Here is a 23,091-nt window from a genome sequence, read left to right on the forward strand (position 1 = left end):
TTTCTCTATTTTTTAGTAGGTGGCACAATCATGGTGCTAGCACTACTACTTAGCCAATCGAAGTATTTATTTTTATCAGGCATCATTACAGCCTTACCGATTTTGACGCTCATTAATATGGGCATGCAAATGAAAAATATGAAAGAAGATACCTTTCATACGGTCCTACAAAACACGGTATTTGGAGCGGTTGGCATGCTGTTATTTACCGTGCTCGCGTTCCTCCTAACAAGCTGGTTTAAACCAGGCATTTCCGTTATGAGTGCGCTCGCTGTCTATGCCGTATTTATGCTTTCTGGCAAATATATTTTATCCATGTTTGCCTAAAGAAAAGGAGCTGCCCTATGACAGCTCCTCATTGATTATTTTCACGTAAACACCCTGCTCAAACCTTTCCAAAGCAGAGACATTCATTGCTTTGACATGGTTAGATATCTCGCTCGCCTTCCATAGTCGCTGTTGATGATAGATAGCTGGGTCGATGAGTCGCACTTTATTGCGAAAATGAATGTCATAATTCTCTTGTTCCTCTCTTGCCTCTACATTTTCATGTAATTGTTGTAAAAGAGCAAGAACGTCTTGATCATGTGAAGCCTTCATTTGCTGCAATACCTCATGATCAGTTTTTAGGAAATCTTCAAGCGTTAGAATTTGTTTTGCTAGCGACAGTTTTAATACATTTGCTAACGAACTAGTCGCATAGATATTTAAAGGGTGCAAGAAAAAATCTAACACTTCCTGATAATAAATTTTTACAAACCATTCTGCACGCTCAATCGTTTTAACACACAGTTTCCCCTGAAAAACGAATAAGTCCTGTAAAAATTTTTGGATATCTTCCAAGGCTAAATTTCCATAAAAATACCTATCTCTTAATGTATAATCGATTCGGTCCGCACACAATGCTGGAGCAGGTTGTTCAAGTAACGACCATCCGGATGTATCAAGTATGTTCTCTACCTCGTAGCCATATTTTTCAAGAATCGCAGGTATCGAAGACTGTTTGATAACATCCATGAATATCGCTTCATGGTAATCTTCCACCTCATTTTCAAGGACAACATCCACCACATGAGAAAAAGCGGTATGGGACACATCATGTAATAAGCCTGCCACCTGCTCCTGCAAGGAACCACCAAGCTGTCTAATAAGCAGCATAACACCTACAGAATGCTCAAATCTTGAAATAGTCCACCTGCTATTTACTAGAAAGCCTGCCCCAGCCTGATGAATTTTTTTTAAGCGTTGAACTGGCTTACTTACAATCAATTCCTCTAACAAACCATCTATTTCAAACTCTCCATATAAGGGGTCACTAATCAGCATTTATATTCTTCCGACTAATCACAAAGACTCCACCACAATGCGATAGTGGGTAAAATGCTAACTCACATATTTCCTGTAAGGCGACCTTTAGCTCCTCATGGACAAAGTAAAATTCATCCTCATCCCAGTATCCCTTGCTATCTTGACGACATTGCTCCAGCTGCTCTCTTGTCTGGAAAGCTACATCGCCAATTAAAATTTTCCCTGTTGGTGATAGGTGCTGTAATAATTGTGTGATATACAAAGCCTTTTGCTCATCTGTAAAATGATGGAGCGCATACGTACTAATAATCGCATCATAGGGCTGCTGTAATAGCTCCTGTGGCAAGCCATTCATTAAATCCCACTCCATTAGGTGAGCCTCTGGCATTTTTTCCTTTGCAATGGCAATCATGTTCGCTGAAAAATCAAAGCCATAAATCGAATGCCCCTGTTCATAAAGCTTTGCCGTTAATACCCCTGTTCCAAAGCCAATATCTAAAACAGTGGAAGCGGGAACAGCCATCACTTCATTGAAAATTTTATTTAAAATCGCTTTATAGCCTGCAAATGGGTACTGATACTTTTCCTCACTGTGTTGTACCGTTTGGTCGTATCCATCGGCCCATAAATCAAAACCTTGTTTATTTAATAGCATAGTGCCTCCTACAATGTATAAATTCTCCAAGCATTCATTAATTTACGTTCAGTCATCTGTTTCATCATAAATCCCCCTTCATTAACCAATTCAGTCCATTATACCAATTTATTACCTTTCCAACAATTCAGAAAATAAACAGTGCTTTATCATTTATCAAATTGTAAAAAGCTGTAATAATAATGATGATCGCATTCACTTGTAATGCTCATTAGTGGTTTCTTGAAGGTATTAAAACTATTTAGGCTGATTATTTCAGCATAAATTTGTGTTCTTTTTTAAAATCGTATAATTCTTTTTGGTTGCTCTCATTTTTTGTCGCTAAATATAAGGCATCAAACATAAATCGAAATATTAAGTAAACCCAAAATTGATTTTCAAATTTGCTAAATTTATAACAATATAACCGGTCTCATTGTTATATCTGCTAGTTGCAGTTTAATTTCTTTCATTTTTATCTCATATAGATAACTAACTCTTGTACTCATAGAAAAAGCACCTCCTAACTGAAGTTTAGGTTTCTAAACCCGATTTCAATCGAAGATGCTTTTGTATCTGTCTATACTATTTGGGTCAGTCCCGAGGGTCTGGGCTTTTTATTGAATAAATTTCTAAAATTTATGATAAATCATAAGTTCTCTTAATAGTGCCTGGTAATTTCGCTCCAATAGTAAATCCATTTAAAGATACACCTAAAGTGTAGAATCCGTCTGTTTCTATTGTCGCAGAAGATGCACTTGGCGTGTTACTTATTTTTGATTTTCCTTTTCCTGATTGAGTCCATGTCCAAGCACTTACTCCATAAATCTCAGATACAATATTAGTTATACTATCTGCTTTAAATCGTTTTACTTTACCAGCATAATAATACTTATAATCAAAAGTTATGCGTTTAAACTGTAGCAAAGATGTAGCACCCCACCCTGTGAAAGGCGAATACCAATCCATTTTAGCAGAATCGTCATAATATTTAGTGGCAGCCGCAGCAGCTAAAGAATTAACAAATTGATCTTGAGAAATTGTTGAAAAATTAGAAGGATTAACAACTTCTTCGCTCTCTACTAGCTGCAATTCTTTAATAAAAACTTCTAAGTCTTCTACAGAATCGAACTTAATAATATGCTCTTCAGGAATTTTATTTATATCCACTTCTTCAATATTATACTTTTGTTGAATTTCTCTTAGCTCTTGTTCAGCTGTAGACACTTCTTCTTCCTGTGTTATTAGCTCCTGTGCATTAACGCTCTGTGTGGAAGCAAAACTTAATACTGAAAATGAAGCTACTGCTACTAATAGTGATTTTTTCATATGGCAAAAAATTCTCCTTTTTACTTATATTTACTCAAATTACATATACAACAATAAACCATATTGGATAATATTTCAATATTAATATCCAAAATATTACCATTTTTTTTTTTTATGATATAATTATATTGGGTTAATAAAATATAAAAGGAGATGACTTAATGCAAGTTATAAACAAAAAGGGGTTATTATGGATTAGCATTCTAGTGACTTTATTGTCCATTTTCTTTGTATCTTATGGTACTAACAAATTTGGTGCCCCTTTTCATTTTATAAGTTACATCGGAGATATTGAGTTATCATCCGCATTTGCTTTATTTACCAAAAACGGTATTACTCAAATTCAATTTAATATACTTTATTTCTTTATAAATGTTACAATTATTTACTTTATTCTTTTGTATGGTAGAAAAATAATAAGTTCATTAAAATTAAGCAAACAATCCTAATTTTTCTCTTCAGACGCTCCGATATCGCTTGGCTAAAACATGATTCTTTAAATTATGAGTTAAATAAAATTTATATTAATACAATTGCACTTAAATGATAAATCTAAAATTTAGCCACTAAAAAATAAAAATTTGAGAAACTATCATTTTGCTTGAATTGTTTATGTATGAAATGAAAGAATACGAGATACCCAATAGATTACCAAAATTAGCCTAACAAAAGAAAAATGCATAGTGTCCTACATATAATGAAGATGGAAATGTTGATCATGACCTTCGCATTGCATCTTATTGTAAAGGGAGTAAATTTCAAAACAATTCAAGAGCAATTAAGGCAATCACATGTTAATATATCTATAGACACTTATAATTTTTAACAAATTAATGTAAATTGGTTGCCTGTTTAATTCAACCTATTATAAAACCTCATGTAAAACCCATATAAATCAACGTTTCCTTTAAAGGAGGGATCTAAATGATAGCATTCACTTGTAATGCATGCTCTAGAACGACTTCTTTAGGTCAAAGAGGTCAAGATTAAGTTATAAACTAACAGAAATTGAATGATCTCTTTAGGCCAAAAAGTAATCAAATAGCCTAATAAACAGGAGAGATTTCAAATGGAACAACAAACAATTCAGCCGTTTTTAACGGTTGCCAACTATCATTTACTAGAACAGCAATTAAATAAAATTTTACATGCACTGACAACAACAAAGGATAAAAACGTTATCCTAGCAGTACGTGGCCTTGTTGATACGGAGGTAACGACAAAATTAGCATTATCAGCAGCAGAAACAAAGCTGATTGACCAGCTTTTTACTGTCACAGATCGTGCACAAGGTGATGCATTTTTAGAGCAATTAAAACCATATGTCATCCCGTTCAAGCCGGTGACCGCTAGTACGCTTAAAGCCTTATTTAAAAAGGAAAAGAAGCTCAAGCTACCAAATCTAGAAGCACTCGATTTTCAGCAAATTTGTTATCTTGCCTGGGATGATGCTGGCACACATCGAAAATATGTTGTCCTTGAGCAAAATGGGCAGCTAAAAGGGATCAAAGGGATATTTGCCAATAACACGGTTCGCGGCATTTGCGCTATCTGTAATCGCCATTCAGATGTAGGCTTATTTACTACGTCTATTAAAGGACAGGTGGTTGGCACGTTTACCAACCACAGTAATTACATTTGTGCAGATAGTCAAACATGCAATGAACATGTTACGGATATGAACAGAACACTGGAATTTTTCGAGCGTATTACACAAAAATAAATGAACGAAGGCAGAAATGTTGTGCAAGCAACATTTCTGCCTTTTAACTTTAAAAGATTAACTTTTCGGGTTTAGAAAAATGTTATCGGTTGGGATTACGATCAATAAATTCCTCTATTTCATCCGCTAATCCGTACACAAGATGGAAATAGTGTTTTTCCGTCATGACACCCTTTTTTCGCCATTTTTGCATCTCTTCATAATGAAATTGATAAAAATAGCCTTCTACATCTCTTCTAGCAATTCCTTTTTTCTCCGCCATCTCTGCAATCGAAAGACCTTTCCCCCACTCTTGGTCGTATTCCTGCATTGTCATGTCCAAAAATTTACTTATAGCTTCATAATCATATTTCACATGGTATACAAGAATACCCTCTTTATTTTCTTCTGCATATACGGTTGTAGAAAATGAGAAGACTACGATAAATAAAAGCACATACACTCTATTGGCATTTTTCATTTAGGAACCTCCATACTTTTTGAGGTTAATGTGTGAGGTTCTCCTCATTACTATGTATGAAGGAAAACGTGGAAGTCATGAAGAATGCCAACGAAGAAGAGAAGATTTTTTATTCTTCCTTTATGAATGATTTAGTCCAAAATACCAGGGCTTGTCATTAGTCATGTAATACAAAATGAAGCATGATACTATTCACGCAAATTTTCAATTCTACGTTTTTATCCATCAATAAGGCTTGTCTAAAATCATTTAAGTCCTTTTCCTCTACATGAATCATTTTCGCGACACTAGCCGTTGAAAACATGTAATCCTTAATGAGGTCATTCAAAAGCAATGCGGCTCTTTCCCTTGCATCAATGCCTTCAAAGCCAGCAAATAACATCGCTATTTTTCGTTCAATCTTATCCAGCTGCTCCGTCGTGATACTGGCCTTGTTATTCAATAAACCATCTAGCTCAGTCATTGGTAAATCAAATATTTTCGCAAGTTGCTGATGATTGAAACTAAACTTTTCAGCCACTTCTTGAATTTGCTGTTTCAGGTAATCGAATCGGGAAATATTCGTGACAAAAGATACTTCTGCCCTATCCTTCCATTCTTTCACAGTAGTAACCCTCTTTTCATTCTTTTTTATGTATCAAATGAAACTCTATTAAAAATCAGGACGCCAAAAAAGTGGCAGTAGTAATAAAAAAAAGGAAATCGTAATAAAAGTGGTAGTGCTTTTAGGGGATAATTTTTGGCGATATGGACCATTATAAAATCCCGAAAATTGCAGTTTATTACGATAGAGGACAAACAATAAACTATATATTGCGATTCCGCCCAGCCATCCAGCGTATGAACCATCAACATTTATTCCTAAAGAGGTATAAATTAACTTGACGCATCCCCACATTACGCATCCAATAATGAAAAAAAGGATAATAATTCTTATTAATTCTAAAAATATTTTAAATGTAGTCATCCATAGTACTCTTATTTCCTTCACAAGCTCCACCTCTACAATCTGTAAAATTATTATAACACTTCCTGAATTAGCAATTCACCTGAACCGAGAGAGTATTGTCTTCTATAGTGAGCTTATGGGTTTCACCATGAATCGAGTAAAAGCGGAAATTATAGATCAAAGTATAATTGGGAGAGACTTTTATTATTTCCGCTTTATGAAAAATGACACGTTACAATACAACGTAATGTCGATGGGATTACCAATACGCAATTTCCCGAGATTCCAAAATTCACTGACAGAAGAAGGAAAAGATTCAATGCCCTCACTAGAATTGTTAGACAACGAATTCAAAAGAAAAAACCAACTTTATGATAAAAAGCTGGTCTCGTCATTCAATCATTTATTTATGCCTTGCTGTTTGTTTTGCATCTTTATAAAGAGCCAGAAAAGGTTGGCTATTTCTTCAGCTTCATATTTATAAATCGTTTCAGCGAAAGAAGCACGAAATGGCTGTAGCATGATCTCTAAAACACTCATGCGGGGTGTTTCTCTCTTTATTTCATCCAAAAGCAAGCTAGAAAGTTCGAGTGATTTTTGTGGAAGTTCGATTGTCGAGATTTTTTTACAAAATTTCTCTAATTTCTCTTGTATTTGCTTGCTGGTGATGGACTTATAGGCTAAATCCTTTTCTAACAAAAACATTTCCTGTGGTTCTAATAAAATTTCTCCACTCTTAATCATTTCTGGCAGAAAACTTTCTACATATTTCAATGACCGAGTAACCACTTTTTTTAGATCTATCGTCATATTAGTAGCCAGATTCCAATAAAAAGACAAATATTGGAATGTGCCAAAAAAGACGACCGCACACTCATAATAATAGGGCTTTCCTTCTTCTCCATAAATATCATAGAATCTGTTTTTTAACCATGTGATTTCATGAAAGCGATGTTCCGCAAGAATTTCTTGCAGCTCTTCATCATGCAAGAAGGAGATTTCTCGAAATAAAGGCATTAAATTATATTTTTCTTTAATTTTTAATGTGGCGATTAATTGTTCAATCAAAACATTTACATCATCTTTTTTCTTACCAACTAAAATTTCCTCTTTTAAAACATTTCGTTCTAGGCGATTTTGCTCTAATACGGCTTTCAGACATTCATTTTTAGATGAAAAATAATTATAAAATGTACCCTTGGAAATATTCGCCTTATCTAAAATATCCTGAACAGATGTATGCTGATATCCTTTTTCTGTAAATAATTGCAATGTGGATTCGATAACGATTTGTTTACGATCTTTCATACATTTCTCCAATCTCTAAGCACAAGTACGAACTTACTACAATTATACAGGAAAACAAGATTTCTTAAACTATGTAATTGGAAAGCTAGATGTCTCTTCAACACAAATCGGTTAGTTTTTTCAAAAATGTATGGATAGTAAAAAACCTTCTGTACAAACTACTTTTCAGGAGGTGATTTTTAATGGCGAATAAAAACAACAATCAAAATTTCAACTCAAAAATTCCTAATGCAGCTCCAAACGCAATGAATTCAATGAATGTTGAATTCGGGAATGAGACTGACGTAAATCAAATCAGACAACAAATTCAACAAGCTGAAGCTAAAAAGCAACAGGCTTCTGGTACTATGAACGCAATGAAGTCAACGAACGTTGAATTCGGGAATGAAACTGATGTGAACCAAATCAGACAACAAATTCAACAAGCTGAAGCTAAAAAGCAACAGGCTTCTGGTTCTATGAATGCAATGAGATCAACGAACGTTGAATTTGGAAATGAAACTTATGTGAACCAAATCAGACAACAAATTCAACAAGCTGAAGCAAACAAAAAATTTGCTTCTGGTAAATTTGCTAACGAAAACAATCAAAAATAGCTTTCCTTCAACATCCGCAGCCGGCATCCTTGCCGGTTTTTTTGTTTCTCACAATAACAGCAAATTTTTTAGGATTCCTTCAGGATAAAATCTTCGCTTTAGCTTTTAATTCTGGCAGGTAGCTATTTTTCTTATATCTGTTTGAAATCAATTTGAGTCGTACTTTCATATCCCCTTATTTCCCTTTAACAAATTCAAATGTAAGTTGAGGAAATAAAAAAATTTCCCGGGTAAGCGCAAGAAAAGACAAATTTAATCCTACATTCCTCCATCAAGCGACTGATTTCTTCATTTTCCTTGCCTATTGAAATATTGGCAGAAGGCATTTTGGGATGGGACTATAATTATTTCCTGTTGATTTTGAATACCTTCAATACCAAGTAAGCCTTGATATTTCCCCATCATCTCGAAATTTCGGCTTTCAGAATTGCGTTTTCGCACCAAAAAACACTCGTCATGTAAACGAGTGTATCGTACTTATTATGACAACCACTTAGGTGGTGTGTTTTTTCCCAGAGTCTAAGTGGGTTGGTATCTTATAGTTTTTATTTTTTAGATTACTTTAATATCAAGTATTCATAGCTTATCGTGCTTTTTAGATTATAATATTTTTGTATATTTTTTAATATTCCTTTGGGGAACTTAACTTAAATTCATTTTACTGAATGCAGTTTTTTCCTCTGGCTTGAATCCAAATTCTACATTTGCGAGTGGTTGATACTTATCGTTACTTAATTGTTTGCCCACCAGCATAGTAAACGGGTTTTCTTTTAACCTTAGATAACTGCATCTGTGATTTTAAAGTGCTTATATTTATCCAATAATTCGATTTATCAAGATCTAATTTTAATAAAGATAGAAAGTTAAAGGGTTCTACATATTAGATATGACTAATATGTAGAACCTTTTCTTCATTTACTAAAGCATCTGTTAGTTAAAAAACTGAACAATCCGTTGTTTGGTATAGTGTAACATGTTTACAAATGTTGGTGTAGAGAAGTGTAAGCTTATAAAAAAGTTATGATGAGATTGTGGTAGCACATCATTAGTTGGTGTGCTTGTTCTCTTGTCTACCTTCTCAGAACAGCCCTCAGACGAATCGAGTATTAGATAGACGTACTACTTGGTTACATGGACTCCTCTAAGGTCGGTTCTCAGACCAAATACATCTTCCGCATATGCGGCGTAGATATAGATTTGGCTTGGGCTTGTTTCAATGAACTCACTATTTACAACCCTTTCACCAAATCAATATATGTTAGGGCTATCATTTATCACTCTCCCCTGTTAAATGAAAGAAACATTGAATATTACCCCTATCCCAAATATTGGGTTTATGATAACATATATCTGAATCTTTTAACTTTGGAAAATATGAAAGGAAGTGTAATAACCAGATATGAAAAAGATATTGAAACCATTGATTAGTGGTATTGTCATTGGTGCCCTCTCTCTAACTATAAATATAGATAAAAATGTATTAGCTAATGATATTGCAAATACATGTAAGTATGATTCGGCATCGAAGGTCAACCCTGATTATTCCACAATGAACTGTTTGTTAACCGAAACAGCACTGCGTTATAATGTTCCTCCTGAAATTGTGAAGGCAATAGCGGAAGGTGAAAGTGGAAATTGGCGCCATTTTGATATGAATGGTAAAGCGATTGTGACAGCTGATAATGGAATTGGCATTATGCAAATTACAAATCAAGCTGGCTACAATCAAGATAGACTAAAAAGCGATATTGTCTATAATATTCGAGCTGGTGTGGAGACTCTAGATGATATGTTTAAGCGGAAGGATTTGCCTAGCATCAACAGTGGGGAAAGAGATATATTGGAACATTGGTACTTCGCTATCATGGCTTATAACGGTACTAAGCCAGTAAATAGTCCATTTGTCCAAGCAACTGGTGAAAGAAATGCAAATGCCTATCAAGAAAGAATTCTCCGAATTATTGAGAAATTAGAATTAATAGACTTAACAAAGCTGCCTTTTACACGCGAACATTTTCAATATGACTCTAACAGCAGGGAAAATATTAAATTTTCAGCGATGAACTATGATTTTGATTTACCATTAACAAAATCAAAGTACTTTTTTAAAACAAATCAAAAAGTTAGTGCAACAACTAATGTAACAGTTAGGACAAGACCTACTACGGATAGTCCTTCTATGGGTACTTTACGTACAGGCGAAATTGTTACCATTACGGGCCCTTTTGAATATGAAGCCGTATCAACGAAGAAAAACCATTTTGTTTGGTATCCTGTGAAAAGAAATGACGGGACAGAGGGGTATGTAGCATCAAGTTATTTAAACTACTCAGCTTCAACACCTACAACTCCAGTAGGTAGTATAGATGTATCAAAGTTCGCTGATTACAAGGCAGACCAGTACTGGGCAGAGGATTTTCAATGGGCAGTAAACAAAGGACTTATCAGCGGTTATCCAAACGTATACAACCCTGCAACAAAGAAATACGAAAACTTACTGAAACCAAACACGAATTTAACAGAAAATCAGATGTTAACTGTTCTTTTCCGTTACTTTAAGTCTGATGAATTAGCTTCAACAAAACCTAGTTCTTCATGGAGTGCAGATGTAAACTATCAACTAGCTAGTAAGTACGCTCTACCAACGCTTGGTGGTATATCAGCGTCTAAACAGGTATATGCAGTCAAAGACATCACACGTGGTAATTTTGCTCGTATCCTAGCATCTATGCATTATGGAAAAACAGTATCTCAGCCAGAAGCCATCCAGTTTCTACGTGACTTCGACTTAACAACTACTAAAACGGATGCAGAGTTTAAACCAAATGATTCTCTAACAAGAGCGCACGCAGTGGCATTCTTCCACCGTTATGAGCAAATATTCAATAAATAAATGGCTATATAAGTGAAAAGGTGACTATAAAAGTCACCTTTCTTTTATATTGTTGTCTAAATGGTGCTATAAAGCCCTATGTGTAGTTAAGGGAGAGGCTATGAAAGTATAACAAAAGGACTTGCATATAGGATAATTAATCATAAACACAAGTCCTGTTCATCTTGATGGAAAGCACCTTCAATCGAGAGTGCTCAATGTAGCTATTGATATCAGCTATCGCTACAATTCAATTGATAAATCTAAGAAAATCAAAAAATTAAGAATTTGGGGTACTTTTTAGGGTACATGCTTTCCCCTACCTCCCCCACTCTGAAAAATTAAAAGTTATAACTCAATGACTTTTTACAAACGCTGAGATATTCACAAAAAAACACTCGTCATGTAAACGAGTGTATCGTACTTATTATGACAACCACTTAGGTGGTGTGTTTTTTTCCCAATAGATATCGCCAAGGTTGTTGTGTGCCATGAAGTTGTCCTCGACACTGTGGTAATGGAAGTTGTAGTAGTAGCCTTCCTGCGGTCTTTTTTCTGTGCGCACATGGAAACGAATTAAATCTGTGCCTGTTTCATTGTTGATGACATTGAAAATTTTCTCACCGTAATTACCACTTGGCCTTTCAGAGATGGTTAAAGATGCAGCAGTTTGATCATCAAGATTAGCCACTGTCATTGCAATGGCTTCCTCCATTTTCGGGAAGATGATGCTGTCAAATTCATTGCTAATTTTCGGACCAATTTTTGTGCCAAATTTTATGTACGATTGTTCTCTAGCCGCATCCACAAGTAAGGCATTATAATCAATCGCTTCCTCTTGTATCTGTAGCTGCTCGTCACTGCTATCATCATGCTCAGCAGCTAAAGCAGTGCTTGTCCCTGATGAAGGGCCGATGGATGCACGGTTCGAAGGATTTTGATCAAATGCTTCCCAAATCTCATGTGTAGGCGTTATTAAACCAAATGTTAAAAACGCAACCATGATGACTATACTTTTCTTAACCCACGTTTTCATTTATTGTCACCTACTCTTTATGTACAAATTGGTAATTCTCCTATTATTATATACGTTCTCGCCATTAAAAGGTTTCATATTTCTATAATTCATTGTACAATATTTATGAATAATGTGTCGTTTTTTTAAAGGAGGTACAAAGCATGAGCATCGCAATGGGTATTGGTCTTTTATTAATGTTAGGTTACTTATCATCTTTATGTTTCACGGACTAATTTTTATATTTTGTAATATGTACCCTACAAAGCCCTAAAAGCCTGTTATATGCAGCTTTTGGGGTTTTTTATTTTTCTTTACATTACATAGTAACGCAAAATAATGCACAAAGTTGGGGCTAGTTTTGGGGCTTGTTGTGGCCACTATAATATTATTAATTCTTGGTGGCGTGTAAGCAAAATTTCAAATTTAGTAATAAATATTAACTCAATTTGATAATTTAAAATTATGCTGTTTATTATTGTGCCTGTAATAAAATACATTCATGCGAATGACTATTAGTTTACTGGTTGCAAATAATTGTCATAAGATTAATAGCTGCATACAGTAGCAGATGCACGGTAGTAAAAAACAAAGTTTGATCAAAACAGTTGGTACTTGATTTATCTAGTTTGAATTTTATAATAAAGATTGATTATTGTTTAGGAGATAATTGGGTATTTCATCTAGTAAGGGAACTGTTCAACTTGGTAATTCTAATGCAAGTGATAGAGTACAATTCTCTATTTTAGTTGATAAGGGAGTTTATATTAAGTTTTTATTTTTTCTTTATTCTTATTATAAATGTATATTTTCACGGTACTTTCTTTTAAAAGTTTATTAGAGGCTAACTTTTTCTCTAATGTAGTATATATTGTCCTTTCTATTTCCCTACCAAGAGCTTCTTGTTTTTCCCCATCTAACAATGTACTTACTTCCACAATTAGTTCTTGGGGAGCTTCCGGTGGAGGAATTCTCAAATCTACTCCTCCATCAATTTTGTTTGGATAAGCATTAGATAATTCGTTATTAATTTTTTTGGCGATCTCAACCAATAAATTATTTCTTTCCAACTCTTCTTCTGTTATCCTTTGACGAATTTCACCTTTTTTTACATTAACATTATATTCTTCAAATTTAGTTGACTTAATCAAATTTCTCACAACATCTTTGATTTCATGTTTTACTGAATCATAATACTCTTGGCTTCCAAGAACATCAATATCTATATCCTGTGAATTGTTATCAACATGAGTATTAATACTATAGGTACCTATTTTATATTTCCCCACTAATTTTACTTCTATCTTTTCTAACATTTGAATTTCAGCACTTTTTGGTGGTGCACTAATGTTTTTTTCAGCACAACCATTTAAAGAAGCTAATCCGAAGCTTAATAATAGTACCCCTATGATGCTTAAGACTACAATAAGGAATTTCTTTCTAATAAATCCCATCTCCTCTTATTTTACGATATGAGCAGATATTATAATGTATTCGACCTTTTTCGTCTTAATCAACTTTTTAAAGTAAAATCATGAAACACTAAATTTTAAGAATAAAGCCGCCTTCTTACTCCTTATATTGAAAAAGATTTGACTAACTATTATTATCCAAAGATTTTAAAGGATTTTTCGCCTCAGGTTACTCCATGGAAAATTGAAGTTATTGAAACTAAAAGAGTAAATGATTTTCGGGGCTTTATATTGCAAATTACTTTTGAAATTGAACCTACAGGCATTCAGTATAATCCCGTAGGAAAGGATAGAATGACCTATGAAATAGTATAAAAAATAAGGACCTGCCAGCTATAGAGACTGAAGGTCCTTTTTTTATATCCAATTTTATATAAATTTATCTAGAAAAAGTGTTGCTCCCTTCTTCCATTAAATGACCCATTTATGAAAAAAGAAGCTTCCCTTATTTCAGAAAAGCGCACTTTAGGATACATCCCGCATTTTCTTTAGACAAAGAAAAAAATTAACCTACGCTTTGCAAATGACATTCCACACTCGTCTTGAATTTTGGTATTACGATTTTCACATAGTTAATATGGAGGAAATTCAATTTTAAATAAGATTCCAGCTATCAATATAGTTTTAGATTTAATCCAAGGCGAATTTGCATAAATAGACTTGCTACAGGGAAGACTTTTTAAAGAAAATTATGGAGGTGCGAATTACGTGTTTGAGAAAAAATTAGCACTTCATGAAACAATGGAATTTCATGAAGTCATTAACTTTATGACAACTAGTTTACTTAAATCGAAGCTGAGTCAAGGTGTGGTCTTTGATGATGATTTAAGAGCATTGTTGGATAAAAATGTAAAATTATCTACCCCAGCACTCATTGCTATGGTTAAGCTCTACTCGAAATCAGAATTAGAATATTAGGAGGAAAATTGTATGAAAGACTATTTAGATCCTATAAATTCAGTTGGAATGCCTGAACTAACTGATTCGGGGCTTGCTCTTGAGTTTTTACTTACAACCAAAACAGGTATTCGGAATCTTTCAATTGCCCTAACAGAAACAGCTTCTCCTGCTCTTCAGAAAATCTTGAGAACTCAGCTGGATGTCATGTTCGATTTATATTTCGAAATTTCTGAACTGATGGTAAAAAAAGAATGGCTGAAACCTTATGATCTTGCAGGTCAAAAGGAACTGGATATTAAATCTGCAGAAAATGCGATTAGTATTGCCCAGTTGGATTTATTCCCTAAAGATATGAATCGAAAAGGAATGTTCCCTACCCCACCGAAAAAATAAACGAAAATGAGGGATTTTTTTAATGAAAGCTGTCACTTTTCAAGGTGTAAAAAATGTTGAGGTTAAAGAAGTACAAGATCCTAAAATAAAAAAAGCCGATGATATTATTGTTCGTTTAACCACTACTGCCATTTGCGGATCCGACTTGCATTTGATTCATGGTATGATTCCGAATATTGGACAAGATTATGTCATTGGTCACGAACCAATGGGTATCGTAGAAGAGGTTGGAAAAGATGTGACGAAGGTTAAAAAGGGCGACCGGATTGTCATTCCTTTTAATATTGCATGCGGGGAATGCTGGTACTGCAATCATGATCTGGAAAGTCAATGTGATAATGCAAACGATAATGGCGAAATGGGTGCCTACTTTGGTTATTCAGACACAACAGGCGGTTTTCCTGGAGGACAGGCAGAGTTTATGCGCGTGCCCTATGGCAATTTTATCCCTTTTAAAATTCCAGAAAAATCAGAAGTTCCTGATGAAAGTCTTGTTCTCCTTGCCGATGCCGCCTCTACTGCTTTTTGGAGTGTAGATAATGCAGGTGTAAAGAAAGGAGATACTGTTATTATTCTTGGCTGCGGACCTGTTGGACTGCTAGCACAAAAATTTGCTTGGTTGAAAGGAGCAGAAAGAGTAATCGCAGTTGACTACATCGGCTATCGTCTTAAACATGCAAAGAAGACAAATAACGTTGAAATCGTTAATTTTGAAGACCATGAAAATTGTGGTGAATACTTGAAAGAGATTACCAAGGGCGGTGCAGACGTTGTCATTGATTGTGTAGGGATGAGCGGAAAAATGACGCCTCTAGAATTTCTTGCAAGTGGCGTAAAACTTCAAGGTGGTGCTATGGGAGCCCTTGTCATTGCTAGTCAAGCTGTACGTAAAGGAGGAACAATCCAAATTACCGGTGTATACGGCGGTCGATACAACGCCTTCCCACTCGGAGATATATTCCAGCGCAATGTAGCGATTCGTACTGGACAAGCCCCAGTTGTTCATATCATGCCTCATGTCTATAACCTAATGGCTGAAGGAAAAGTGAATGTCGGTGATATCATTACACATGTCCTCCCTCTTGAAAAAGCAAAACATGCATATGAAATATTCGATACAAAGCAAGAAGATTGCATTAAAGTGGTTTTAAAACCCTAAAATAGAAGTGTTTAGGTACTTGCAAAAGTACCTTTTTCCATTGACTCTAGGGGTACTAGTTACTTCTAACTTTTAATAATATATTTCTGTTCTATATGCAAGTACATCCTTAGTACCTGCTTACATATTCAAGCCTCTTCGACTGGCGAGTTTCTTTCCTTTTCTGATCATCCTTTGATATTGTTATAAATATATACTTTTTGCAAGTGTAGCATTTTAATAAACTCTACAAGTTTCACTTTATTTACAACACTAAAATACGATTAAGAAAAGACTGTCCTCATCATCTCTTGGCCAGTCCTTTGTTTAATACGCTATTAAGTGCTTTATTACATATAAAATATAGATAAACTCATGAAAAATATTCCTAATCCCATCAATAATATTTTAAATGTATACCAGGGTGAAATCGATAGAATCAATCCTAATAAGAAATAAAGAGCTGCCCCCATTATATTTTCATTTACGCTGGCCGAACTTGATTCGTATCCTATTAAAAACTTCTCATGATCTCGCTTCGAAAAAAGTATACCAACAATAATAATTACTATACTCTTTGTATTGGTTGTTGTAATGATTTTTCTATTGGGTAATAAAATATTCTGTAAATAAAGAAAGCATTCTCTCTTACTATGATCTTAGAAATAGTGAATTGGAATTGTATGGAAAGCTAAAAAAGCGGAGTAGTTAATTATTCAGCTGAGAACTTTTGATAAAAAAAGCCCCTTAATTGGGAATAAATTTTATTTTTTTTAATTGATACATATTATCTTTAAAGGTATAAGTAATAAAAAAACTACCGATGTCACCACCAACTGGTGCTATTTGAGCTCCTATAATTGCAGTCAATTCATCATCCAATACTTTGTATTCAATTAAATTCCCTATAAATATTTCTGAAAATAACTGTTTGGGATTAATACCCGTTTTCCCAATTTTAATAACAGTTTTTTCATTGCCTATCGTTATAGTGGCTTCTGATTCATTTAAAGTTGTTTCAACGTTTTTTTGAATAATAGCTATTGGATTGTCTGCAAGAACTTCCTTAAAAGCTTCTTCAGTATTTGTTTTATTGTTATGAAATACGTGCACATTTTGTTCTAAAATACCAGTCCCATAATCAGTTGTTAAAACAATAATTATTTCTTTACTTCCATCTGAATTTATATCTTTATAATACATTTTCGGATTATATGCTGGATTTGATACGTTTCTCCAATTAGGAAAGTTCCAAACGTTACCGTTTGATTCTAATCTGAATTTTGTTAAATTCCCTCCTTTTTGGATAGCATATAAAGTGATTTTAGCTTCTGGCAAATTTCCTACAACTTGCTCCTTTTCACTATTAATAGGAATTAAATCCTGATTCTCATTAAGAGCATTTGCATCTAACGGAATTACTGATATAGCAGCCATTAATACGAATTTAATTAATAGCCAATTCATAAGATTCACCTTCTCTTTTTATATAGTATGTAAAATTAATACGTATATATCAGTAAAAGGTGATTATTAAATCTTACATTCTTATTATCGGAACTTGGGCTGGTACGCAATCACAATCGCGCCCTATAATGGAATAACTAAAACATGACATCCATTTAAAAAGGACAGCAAGATTGAAACCATGGTACCTAATCCAGTGTTGGTTATTCTGATGGTGGAAGTTTTATGGTAGACGTATCTCAAATAGATTACGGTCTAGTTTTTTATCAACTAAAAGAATATGATGAAACAAATACTGATGATAGTATAGGAAGCCCAATCAGTGTTTCTGGTAAAAAATCTATTAATTTAACATATAGAGACCTTTCACGTTATTGCGATGGAGATAATGGCCTAGCTGAATTCTATATGGAAAAGCTAGCTCATACTAGTAGTGGCTACCTAGTGGCTTTCTACGATTAATTAATATTCAAGTGACTAAAAGCTAAGCTACAGTTAGCTAATAAGGAATGAAGCTGACTCGTTAGATTTAAGATACTCTCCTGTAGATGCATAAAATCCATTTGGTTTTTTTAGACACATATAGTTATACCTTTCTAAGCTCTCATTCATATGAAAGCTTCAGACTGTAGAGATTCCTTTAGAAAAATAAACTAATAAGTGCTAGAATAGCAGGTCCGCCTTGTTTTAATAGAATCGATTTAGAGCTTGTTAAGCTACCATACAAAGCGACAATGATTACAAGGATTAAAAAAATGGCGACCATTTCAGTTTGCTGAGGTGACAAAAATAATCCATATAATAAGGCGATCGCAATCAGACCATTATAAACGCCTTGATTTTTGAAAAGAACTTGAACATTTGCATTTTCTAATGCTTCCTCAGACAGATTAAATGTTTTTGCTGTTCTTTTAGAAGTAGTTGCAAACGTTTCTAAATACATAATATACAAATGCTCAGCAGCTACGACTAAGCACAAAATAAAAGTTAATGAAGACATCCTATTCACTCCTAAAAAATCTTTAAAAAAGCAATGTCCTCACGTGAATCAAGGACATTGCTTGAAACTATTTATTAAAACGAACAATGCGGTCTATTGGTAGGCGTGAAGAACCATATGCTGGGGCTACCGCTTCACCAATGGCTAATAATAAAATAGGAATTTCATTTGCTGGTAATTCCATATATTCAGCGAATTTTGCCTTATCAAACCCACCCATCGGAACAGTATCATAGCCCATTTCCTTCGCTAATAGCATGATTTGCATCGATACTAAGCCAGCATCAAAGTGTACGATATTTTCTAATGTTTCTGTTGGTGCTGAACCGTACATTGTCAGCGCATCTTGTGCAAGCTTATTGGCAATTGGTTCTGGCATATAGCCTAGCTCCACATTTTTTGCATAGATTTCCTCAGCATTTACATACATCTCTATATCACCAATGACTGCAATAATGGCAGAGGCTGTTTCGATTTGCTCTTGATTAAATGAAAAGAAGTTGATATTCTTCTGAATTTCCTTATCATCAATGACAAGAAAGCGCCATGGCTGCATATTACTTGAAGAAGGTGCTGTAGTAGCATCCTGCAACAGCTGCATGATTGTTTCACGCGGAATTTTAGTCTCTGGATTGTATTTACGAACAGATTTACGCATTTGCATAATTTGTTTTAATGGTGTAGTGGATAACATGTACTTTCCCTCTTTTCGTAATTTAAACTGCTTTTATTGTTACATTAATATTGCCCATTGTGGCTTTTGAATATGGGCACACCGTATGTGTGACCTCTAATAATTCCTGTGCTTCCTCCACTGCTAGTCCTTCAATATGCCCTTCGATTTCCACTGCAAGCACATAGTCAAAAGAAGCTTGCTCCATTAATTTCACTGTTACTTTAATGGTTGATGCATTTTTTAGTTTCTTTTGGCGTTTGATTAAATCTAATGCACTATTAAAGCAAGCACTATAGCCAGCCGCAAATAATTGCTCTGGGTTTGTAACATCCGCTAATTTGGAGCCTGGTGGTGCAATTTTTAACGATAAAGATTGATCTTCTGCATAGGATGTGCCACTACGGCCACCTTCATTAATCATTGTAGTTGCGTATAATTCTTTCATAACTAAAAACCCCTTATCTTTTGTTATTAATTAAATTGTATACAATCTAATTTTTACAAATTGAATTGTACACAATTTAATTGTGTTTGACAAGTAGGAACTTTATTTTTAATATAAATGGTAGTAGAAGAACTTTAAGAGGGGATTTTTATGCCTAATCATTTAGATAATCAGCTGTGCTTTCTTTTGTATGCAACATCAAAGGAAATCACTCGGCAATATACATTATTATTGAAGCCTTACGATCTTACTTATACAGGCTATATCACTTTATTAGCTTTAGAGGAAAACGAACAGATAACGGTGAAAGAATTGGGCCAACGTTTATTTTTAGATTCAGGAACATTAACACCGTTGTTAAAAAAATTAGAGGCAAAGAATTACATTTGTCGTGAACGTTCTAAGGAGGACGAACGATTAATGAAAATATATTTAACCAAGGAAGGCGTAAATGTAAGAAGGAAACTACCTGAAGTGTCCCGCCAAGTGATGAAGCAATCTAATATCTCAGAGCAGCAATTTGTACAACTGAAAAATGTACTGCAAGATATCGTATTCAATGACTGGAAAATAAAAGATGAAATTAACGTATAGCTATTTTATTAATAGGATGAATATGTCAATAAGAAGGATTGGAGCTACATAGGCTTCGATCTTTTTGTTTTTCCCTACCTCCTTTATGACTCTTCAAATGTTAAAACATCATCAAATCATCATGTGACTACACTTAAAATATATTTTTTTATTAGTTTCATTTACAGTATAGATAAGTAATTGAAAGTAGAGGTGTTTGGATGAAAACATGGACAAAGACTATAAACATAAGTGCCCCCATCGAAAATGTTTGGAAATTACTTGATGGCTCTTTAGCTGATATGCAGAAGATTATGCCACAGGTAATTGAAAACAAGCCTGTAAAAGTAACGGAAGAAGGGGTTGGCAGTATTTATCGCCAAAAATATAAAGAAGGAAAACGTATCGAAGCGTATGATGTAGAAACATTGGAATATTCGAATACACCTGATAAAAAAATATTGAAAGTAGGCTTTGTACTCGCTCATATGTTTGCAATTACGGCTTACTATGAATTAAATAAAATAAATGAAACAGAGACCTCCTTTACTTATTCCGTAACAAATAATGCGTTAAAATGGTTCGTCAAATTATTTTTATTGTTTGCTTCGGACAAAGTAGTCGTTGAATTTTTAGAACGGGTCAAGACAGTTGCTGAAGCGCAAGACTAGCACCTAAAAAAATAAACCGTAGAACTTCCCATGAGGTGAGCTTCTACGGTTTATTTATTACTAAAAGTCTGAACCTGTAATTTCTTTTAACTTACCGTTTTCTTTAATCTTTTTAAGGCCTTCATTTAACTTATCTAAAAGCTCTTTGTTCCCCTTTTGAACCATGAAACCATAGTATTCTTTTTCGAAGGAATCATCTTTAATTACTTTGATTTTGTCATTTGGATGTGCCTTGATATATTCATACACAACTGAATTATCACCAATCGCCGCTTCTACGTTGCCATTTAGCATCTCTTGAATAGCAATTGGTTGATTTTCGAAAGCAAAAATGTTGGGACTAGATTCACCCTGTAGCTTTTTGGCAGCCATATGACCAGTAGCATTAATTTGTACAGAAATCTTTTTATCTTTTAATTCATCCAATGATTGGATCTTTGAATCTTCTTTCACTACGATTAATAATTGAGATTCGTAATACGGCTCAGTAAAATCAAATGTTTCCTTACGCTCGTCCGTAATTGTAATCCCTGCCCCACCAATATCTGTTTCGCCATTTTTAATTGTTTGGAATACAGGCTCCCATCCAATACTTTCCCACTTCACTTCAAAATCCATTTCATCTGCGATTGCTTGTAGCACATCCACATCAATCCCTACAATTTTCCCTTTATCATCGAGTGATACGATAGGGGCAAATGTAGCCTCAGTACCTACCTTATAAACTTTTTTACTATCTCCATCACCTGATGATGTATTGTCTTTCGAGCCGCAACCCGCTAAAACTAGCGTGAAAGCTGCCATAATTGTAAGCAACACCATTAAATTTCGTTTCATAGCCCATCCCCCTAGTATGATATTTTTTCCATAATGCGTATTATTTTTCGCAATTCGGAAATGTAAGACTATTACGTAAATTATAGTGACAATATTCTCTTTAGACAATACTTTTTTGTATAAAAATAATCATTTCTTTATAAATAGTATTATTCAATCTCGTTTTTAGGATAAAAAGGAATAAATAGTTAACCGGAAGCTATACAAAAAAAGAATCTCCCTTAGGAAATTCTTTTTTGAGCATCTAATCTTTATCGTATTGGATTTTCAAAATTCCAATTTGTATAAATGGCAGCAGCCTGAACTGGGTGTGAGGAGGTATCTTCTGTATAGCCACCAATTAAATTACCTACTCTAAAAGTAGGCTCAAATAGCTGTTCCTCCTTAGGTGGTGCTGTCGGTCCATCTATTCCTATTTTGGTTTTGTCTGTCACGACTACTTCCATACCGTTATCCAATGTAAAGCTCAGCCCATCTTCTCCGACTTCTGTAATGGTCCCTTCGATATTTACTAGCGCACTTGCCGCAGGAGCTGAATGGTCCGCAACAATTCTCTCCGTCAAATCAATTGGTGTATCATGATTTATATTTACCATAGCAAGGATAGCAATCACTGCACAGGCTATTAAGCTTCCCACACTAATTCTTATTTTTTTCATAAAGGACCTCTTTTTATATTCCATCATCTCTTCCTGTATCTTACGCTTAAATTCCTCAGAAGCATGAATCTGCTTCATCACATTTTTATAAGCATTCATCATCCTTTGCTCCCCTCTTCTAGAATCGTTTTCAGCTTCATTCGTGCCCTTCTGAGCTTTGAGCCTACTGTATTGACGTTGATCTCTAATAAATCAGCCATTTCTGCCGTTGTATAGCCCTCGTAATAATGTAAATAAACAATGACTCTCTCTTCTGAAGGAAGCTCAAAAATTTCAGTAAGAACCATCTGCTCCTCTTTTGCAATAAAGGCCATTTCTTCTGTAATGGGCACTGTCTTCTTCACACGTGAAGACTTAAAATAATCCTTGCACTTATTAAATGTCACCTTTATGAGCCAAGCCTTTAAATGAGCTTCATGAGCGAAGGGCTTGTTCTGCCTCATCAGTGTCATATAAACCTCCTGCACAATGTCCTCCGCCTCAGCCATATTTTTGGTCTGTTGCACAGCAATTCGTATGAGGGTGTCACTATATGTTTGAACAATTTCTTGCACACTTAAGCCAGCAAACTTTATCATATTTTTCACCTAACCTCCTTCATGACATAATACGATTCAACTTCAGCTATTCGTGCAACAGATACACTTTAGCTTACATTTTAATAAA

At 34.5% G+C, this 23,091-nt stretch carries 26 protein-coding genes and 1 pseudogene; 11 read left to right on the forward strand and 16 right to left on the reverse strand.

Going from position 1 to position 23,091, the window contains the following annotated elements; all coding sequences use genetic code 11:
* Window positions 1–30 precede the first annotated feature (30 nt).
* The gene (locus tag CD31_RS20715; protein WP_081977528.1) at window positions 31–327 is read left to right on the forward strand and encodes a hypothetical protein; all 297 of its coding nucleotides are present in this window, start codon (window positions 31–33) and stop codon (window positions 325–327) included.
* 15 nt (window positions 328–342) lie between these two features.
* Here CD31_RS20715 and CD31_RS20720 read toward each other — a convergent pair whose 3' ends face one another.
* From CD31_RS20720 to CD31_RS20730, 3 genes are all read right to left on the reverse strand, one after another.
* Window positions 343–1,326 carry an HD domain-containing protein gene (locus CD31_RS20720; RefSeq protein ID WP_036080742.1) on the reverse strand — a complete coding sequence of 328 codons (984 nt, stop codon included), beginning with the start codon at window positions 1,324–1,326 and terminating at the stop codon, window positions 343–345.
* Window positions 1,316–1,963 (reverse strand): class I SAM-dependent methyltransferase, encoded by a 648-nt coding sequence (locus CD31_RS20725; RefSeq protein WP_036080745.1) that lies wholly within the window; start codon window positions 1,961–1,963, stop codon window positions 1,316–1,318. The genes CD31_RS20720 and CD31_RS20725 overlap by 11 nt, the downstream gene beginning before the upstream one ends.
* A gap of 618 nt (window positions 1,964–2,581) precedes the next feature.
* On the reverse strand, window positions 2,582–3,271 hold the full coding sequence (locus CD31_RS20730) for a hypothetical protein (RefSeq protein ID WP_036080748.1): 690 nt from the start codon (window positions 3,269–3,271) through the stop codon (window positions 2,582–2,584).
* Window positions 3,272–4,340: 1,069 nt separating this feature from the next.
* Between CD31_RS20730 and CD31_RS20740 the strand changes: the two genes are divergently transcribed.
* Window positions 4,341–4,994 (forward strand): FusB/FusC family EF-G-binding protein, encoded by a 654-nt coding sequence (locus tag CD31_RS20740; protein WP_036080754.1) that lies wholly within the window; start codon window positions 4,341–4,343, stop codon window positions 4,992–4,994.
* 82 nt (window positions 4,995–5,076) lie between these two features.
* On the opposite strand, the gene CD31_RS20745 is transcribed toward CD31_RS20740, so the two are convergent.
* The 4 genes from CD31_RS20745 to CD31_RS20760 all read right to left on the reverse strand — a co-directional run bounded on the left by CD31_RS20745 (window position 5,077) and on the right by CD31_RS20760 (window position 7,711).
* Window positions 5,077–5,454, reverse strand: a complete 378-nt coding sequence (locus tag CD31_RS20745) for a hypothetical protein (RefSeq protein ID WP_036080756.1) — start codon at window positions 5,452–5,454, stop codon at window positions 5,077–5,079.
* Window positions 5,455–5,611: 157 nt separating this feature from the next.
* Window positions 5,612–6,058, reverse strand: coding sequence for an HTH domain-containing protein (locus tag CD31_RS20750; protein WP_036080757.1), 447 nt, complete (start codon window positions 6,056–6,058; stop codon window positions 5,612–5,614).
* 48 nt (window positions 6,059–6,106) lie between these two features.
* Complete coding sequence (locus CD31_RS20755; RefSeq protein ID WP_036081567.1) at window positions 6,107–6,421, reverse strand: hypothetical protein; 315 nt, start codon at window positions 6,419–6,421, stop codon at window positions 6,107–6,109.
* A gap of 381 nt (window positions 6,422–6,802) precedes the next feature.
* The gene (locus CD31_RS20760) at window positions 6,803–7,711 is read right to left on the reverse strand and encodes a TetR/AcrR family transcriptional regulator (protein WP_036080760.1); all 909 of its coding nucleotides are present in this window, start codon (window positions 7,709–7,711) and stop codon (window positions 6,803–6,805) included.
* A 182-nt stretch (window positions 7,712–7,893) separates the two neighbouring features.
* On the opposite strand from CD31_RS20760, the gene CD31_RS20765 reads away from it, so the two are divergent.
* Together CD31_RS20765 and CD31_RS20770 are read left to right on the forward strand one after the other, a co-directional pair.
* The gene (locus tag CD31_RS20765; RefSeq protein WP_081977529.1) at window positions 7,894–8,307 is read left to right on the forward strand and encodes a gamma-type small acid-soluble spore protein; all 414 of its coding nucleotides are present in this window, start codon (window positions 7,894–7,896) and stop codon (window positions 8,305–8,307) included.
* Window positions 8,308–9,706: 1,399 nt separating this feature from the next.
* On the forward strand, window positions 9,707–11,200 hold the full coding sequence (locus CD31_RS20770) for an SH3 domain-containing protein (RefSeq protein ID WP_036080763.1): 1,494 nt from the start codon (window positions 9,707–9,709) through the stop codon (window positions 11,198–11,200).
* A 406-nt stretch (window positions 11,201–11,606) separates the two neighbouring features.
* Here CD31_RS20770 and CD31_RS20775 read toward each other — a convergent pair whose 3' ends face one another.
* Window positions 11,607–12,215: a YpjP family protein gene (locus tag CD31_RS20775; protein WP_036080766.1), complete on the reverse strand. Its 609-nt coding sequence runs from the start codon at window positions 12,213–12,215 to the stop codon at window positions 11,607–11,609.
* Window positions 12,216–12,961: 746 nt separating this feature from the next.
* Window positions 12,962–13,648, reverse strand: coding sequence for a hypothetical protein (locus CD31_RS20780; RefSeq protein WP_036080769.1), 687 nt, complete (start codon window positions 13,646–13,648; stop codon window positions 12,962–12,964).
* Between the two features lie 111 nt (window positions 13,649–13,759).
* Here CD31_RS20780 and CD31_RS23115 point away from each other — a divergent pair.
* The 4 genes and pseudogenes from CD31_RS23115 to CD31_RS20795 form a co-directional block, all read left to right on the forward strand.
* A pseudogene (locus CD31_RS23115) lies at window positions 13,760–13,975 on the forward strand (DUF3888 domain-containing protein); the annotation flags it as partial.
* A gap of 399 nt (window positions 13,976–14,374) precedes the next feature.
* On the forward strand, window positions 14,375–14,584 hold the full coding sequence (locus tag CD31_RS20785) for a hypothetical protein (RefSeq protein WP_036080772.1): 210 nt from the start codon (window positions 14,375–14,377) through the stop codon (window positions 14,582–14,584).
* Window positions 14,585–14,596: 12 nt separating this feature from the next.
* Window positions 14,597–14,959, forward strand: a complete 363-nt coding sequence (locus CD31_RS20790) for a spore coat protein (protein WP_016993945.1) — start codon at window positions 14,597–14,599, stop codon at window positions 14,957–14,959.
* Between the two features lie 22 nt (window positions 14,960–14,981).
* Window positions 14,982–16,118 carry a zinc-dependent alcohol dehydrogenase gene (locus CD31_RS20795; protein ID WP_036080775.1) on the forward strand — a complete coding sequence of 379 codons (1,137 nt, stop codon included), beginning with the start codon at window positions 14,982–14,984 and terminating at the stop codon, window positions 16,116–16,118.
* Between the two features lie 726 nt (window positions 16,119–16,844).
* Here the strand turns inward: CD31_RS20795 and CD31_RS20800 are convergent.
* Window positions 16,845–17,564 carry a hypothetical protein gene (locus CD31_RS20800; RefSeq protein ID WP_052125417.1) on the reverse strand — a complete coding sequence of 240 codons (720 nt, stop codon included), beginning with the start codon at window positions 17,562–17,564 and terminating at the stop codon, window positions 16,845–16,847.
* Between the two features lie 225 nt (window positions 17,565–17,789).
* On the opposite strand from CD31_RS20800, the gene CD31_RS20805 reads away from it, so the two are divergent.
* Window positions 17,790–18,026 carry a hypothetical protein gene (locus CD31_RS20805; protein ID WP_036080778.1) on the forward strand — a complete coding sequence of 79 codons (237 nt, stop codon included), beginning with the start codon at window positions 17,790–17,792 and terminating at the stop codon, window positions 18,024–18,026.
* Between the two features lie 178 nt (window positions 18,027–18,204).
* On the opposite strand, the gene CD31_RS20810 is transcribed toward CD31_RS20805, so the two are convergent.
* The 3 genes from CD31_RS20810 to CD31_RS20820 all read right to left on the reverse strand — a co-directional run bounded on the left by CD31_RS20810 (window position 18,205) and on the right by CD31_RS20820 (window position 19,685).
* A complete protein-coding gene (locus CD31_RS20810) occupies window positions 18,205–18,564 on the reverse strand; it encodes a DUF1304 domain-containing protein (protein WP_036080780.1) in 360 nt (119 codons plus the stop codon).
* 67 nt (window positions 18,565–18,631) lie between these two features.
* The gene (locus tag CD31_RS20815; RefSeq protein WP_036080784.1) at window positions 18,632–19,258 is read right to left on the reverse strand and encodes a nitroreductase family protein; all 627 of its coding nucleotides are present in this window, start codon (window positions 19,256–19,258) and stop codon (window positions 18,632–18,634) included.
* A gap of 22 nt (window positions 19,259–19,280) precedes the next feature.
* Window positions 19,281–19,685: an Ohr family peroxiredoxin gene (locus tag CD31_RS20820; protein ID WP_004228436.1), complete on the reverse strand. Its 405-nt coding sequence runs from the start codon at window positions 19,683–19,685 to the stop codon at window positions 19,281–19,283.
* A gap of 150 nt (window positions 19,686–19,835) precedes the next feature.
* On the opposite strand from CD31_RS20820, the gene CD31_RS20825 reads away from it, so the two are divergent.
* Together CD31_RS20825 and CD31_RS20830 are read left to right on the forward strand one after the other, a co-directional pair.
* Window positions 19,836–20,279, forward strand: coding sequence for a MarR family winged helix-turn-helix transcriptional regulator (locus CD31_RS20825; protein WP_036080786.1), 444 nt, complete (start codon window positions 19,836–19,838; stop codon window positions 20,277–20,279).
* Between the two features lie 200 nt (window positions 20,280–20,479).
* Window positions 20,480–20,929, forward strand: coding sequence for an SRPBCC family protein (locus CD31_RS20830; RefSeq protein ID WP_036080787.1), 450 nt, complete (start codon window positions 20,480–20,482; stop codon window positions 20,927–20,929).
* Window positions 20,930–20,989: 60 nt separating this feature from the next.
* Here the strand turns inward: CD31_RS20830 and CD31_RS20835 are convergent, their stop codons facing one another.
* The 3 genes from CD31_RS20835 to CD31_RS20845 all read right to left on the reverse strand — a co-directional run bounded on the left by CD31_RS20835 (window position 20,990) and on the right by CD31_RS20845 (window position 23,003).
* On the reverse strand, window positions 20,990–21,766 hold the full coding sequence (locus tag CD31_RS20835; RefSeq protein WP_036080789.1) for a basic amino acid ABC transporter substrate-binding protein: 777 nt from the start codon (window positions 21,764–21,766) through the stop codon (window positions 20,990–20,992).
* Window positions 21,767–22,017: 251 nt separating this feature from the next.
* Window positions 22,018–22,524, reverse strand: a complete 507-nt coding sequence (locus CD31_RS20840; RefSeq protein WP_244904992.1) for a hypothetical protein — start codon at window positions 22,522–22,524, stop codon at window positions 22,018–22,020.
* Window positions 22,524–23,003 carry an RNA polymerase sigma factor gene (locus CD31_RS20845; RefSeq protein ID WP_016995320.1) on the reverse strand — a complete coding sequence of 160 codons (480 nt, stop codon included), beginning with the start codon at window positions 23,001–23,003 and terminating at the stop codon, window positions 22,524–22,526. Before CD31_RS20845 ends, CD31_RS20840 begins: the two co-directional genes overlap by 1 nt.
* Window positions 23,004–23,091: the final 88 nt, after the last annotated feature.

The sequence above is a fragment of the Lysinibacillus boronitolerans JCM 21713 = 10a = NBRC 103108 genome, assembly GCF_000772935.1.
In the GTDB taxonomy this organism is placed as follows: Bacteria; Bacillota; Bacilli; order Bacillales_A; family Planococcaceae; genus Lysinibacillus; species Lysinibacillus boronitolerans.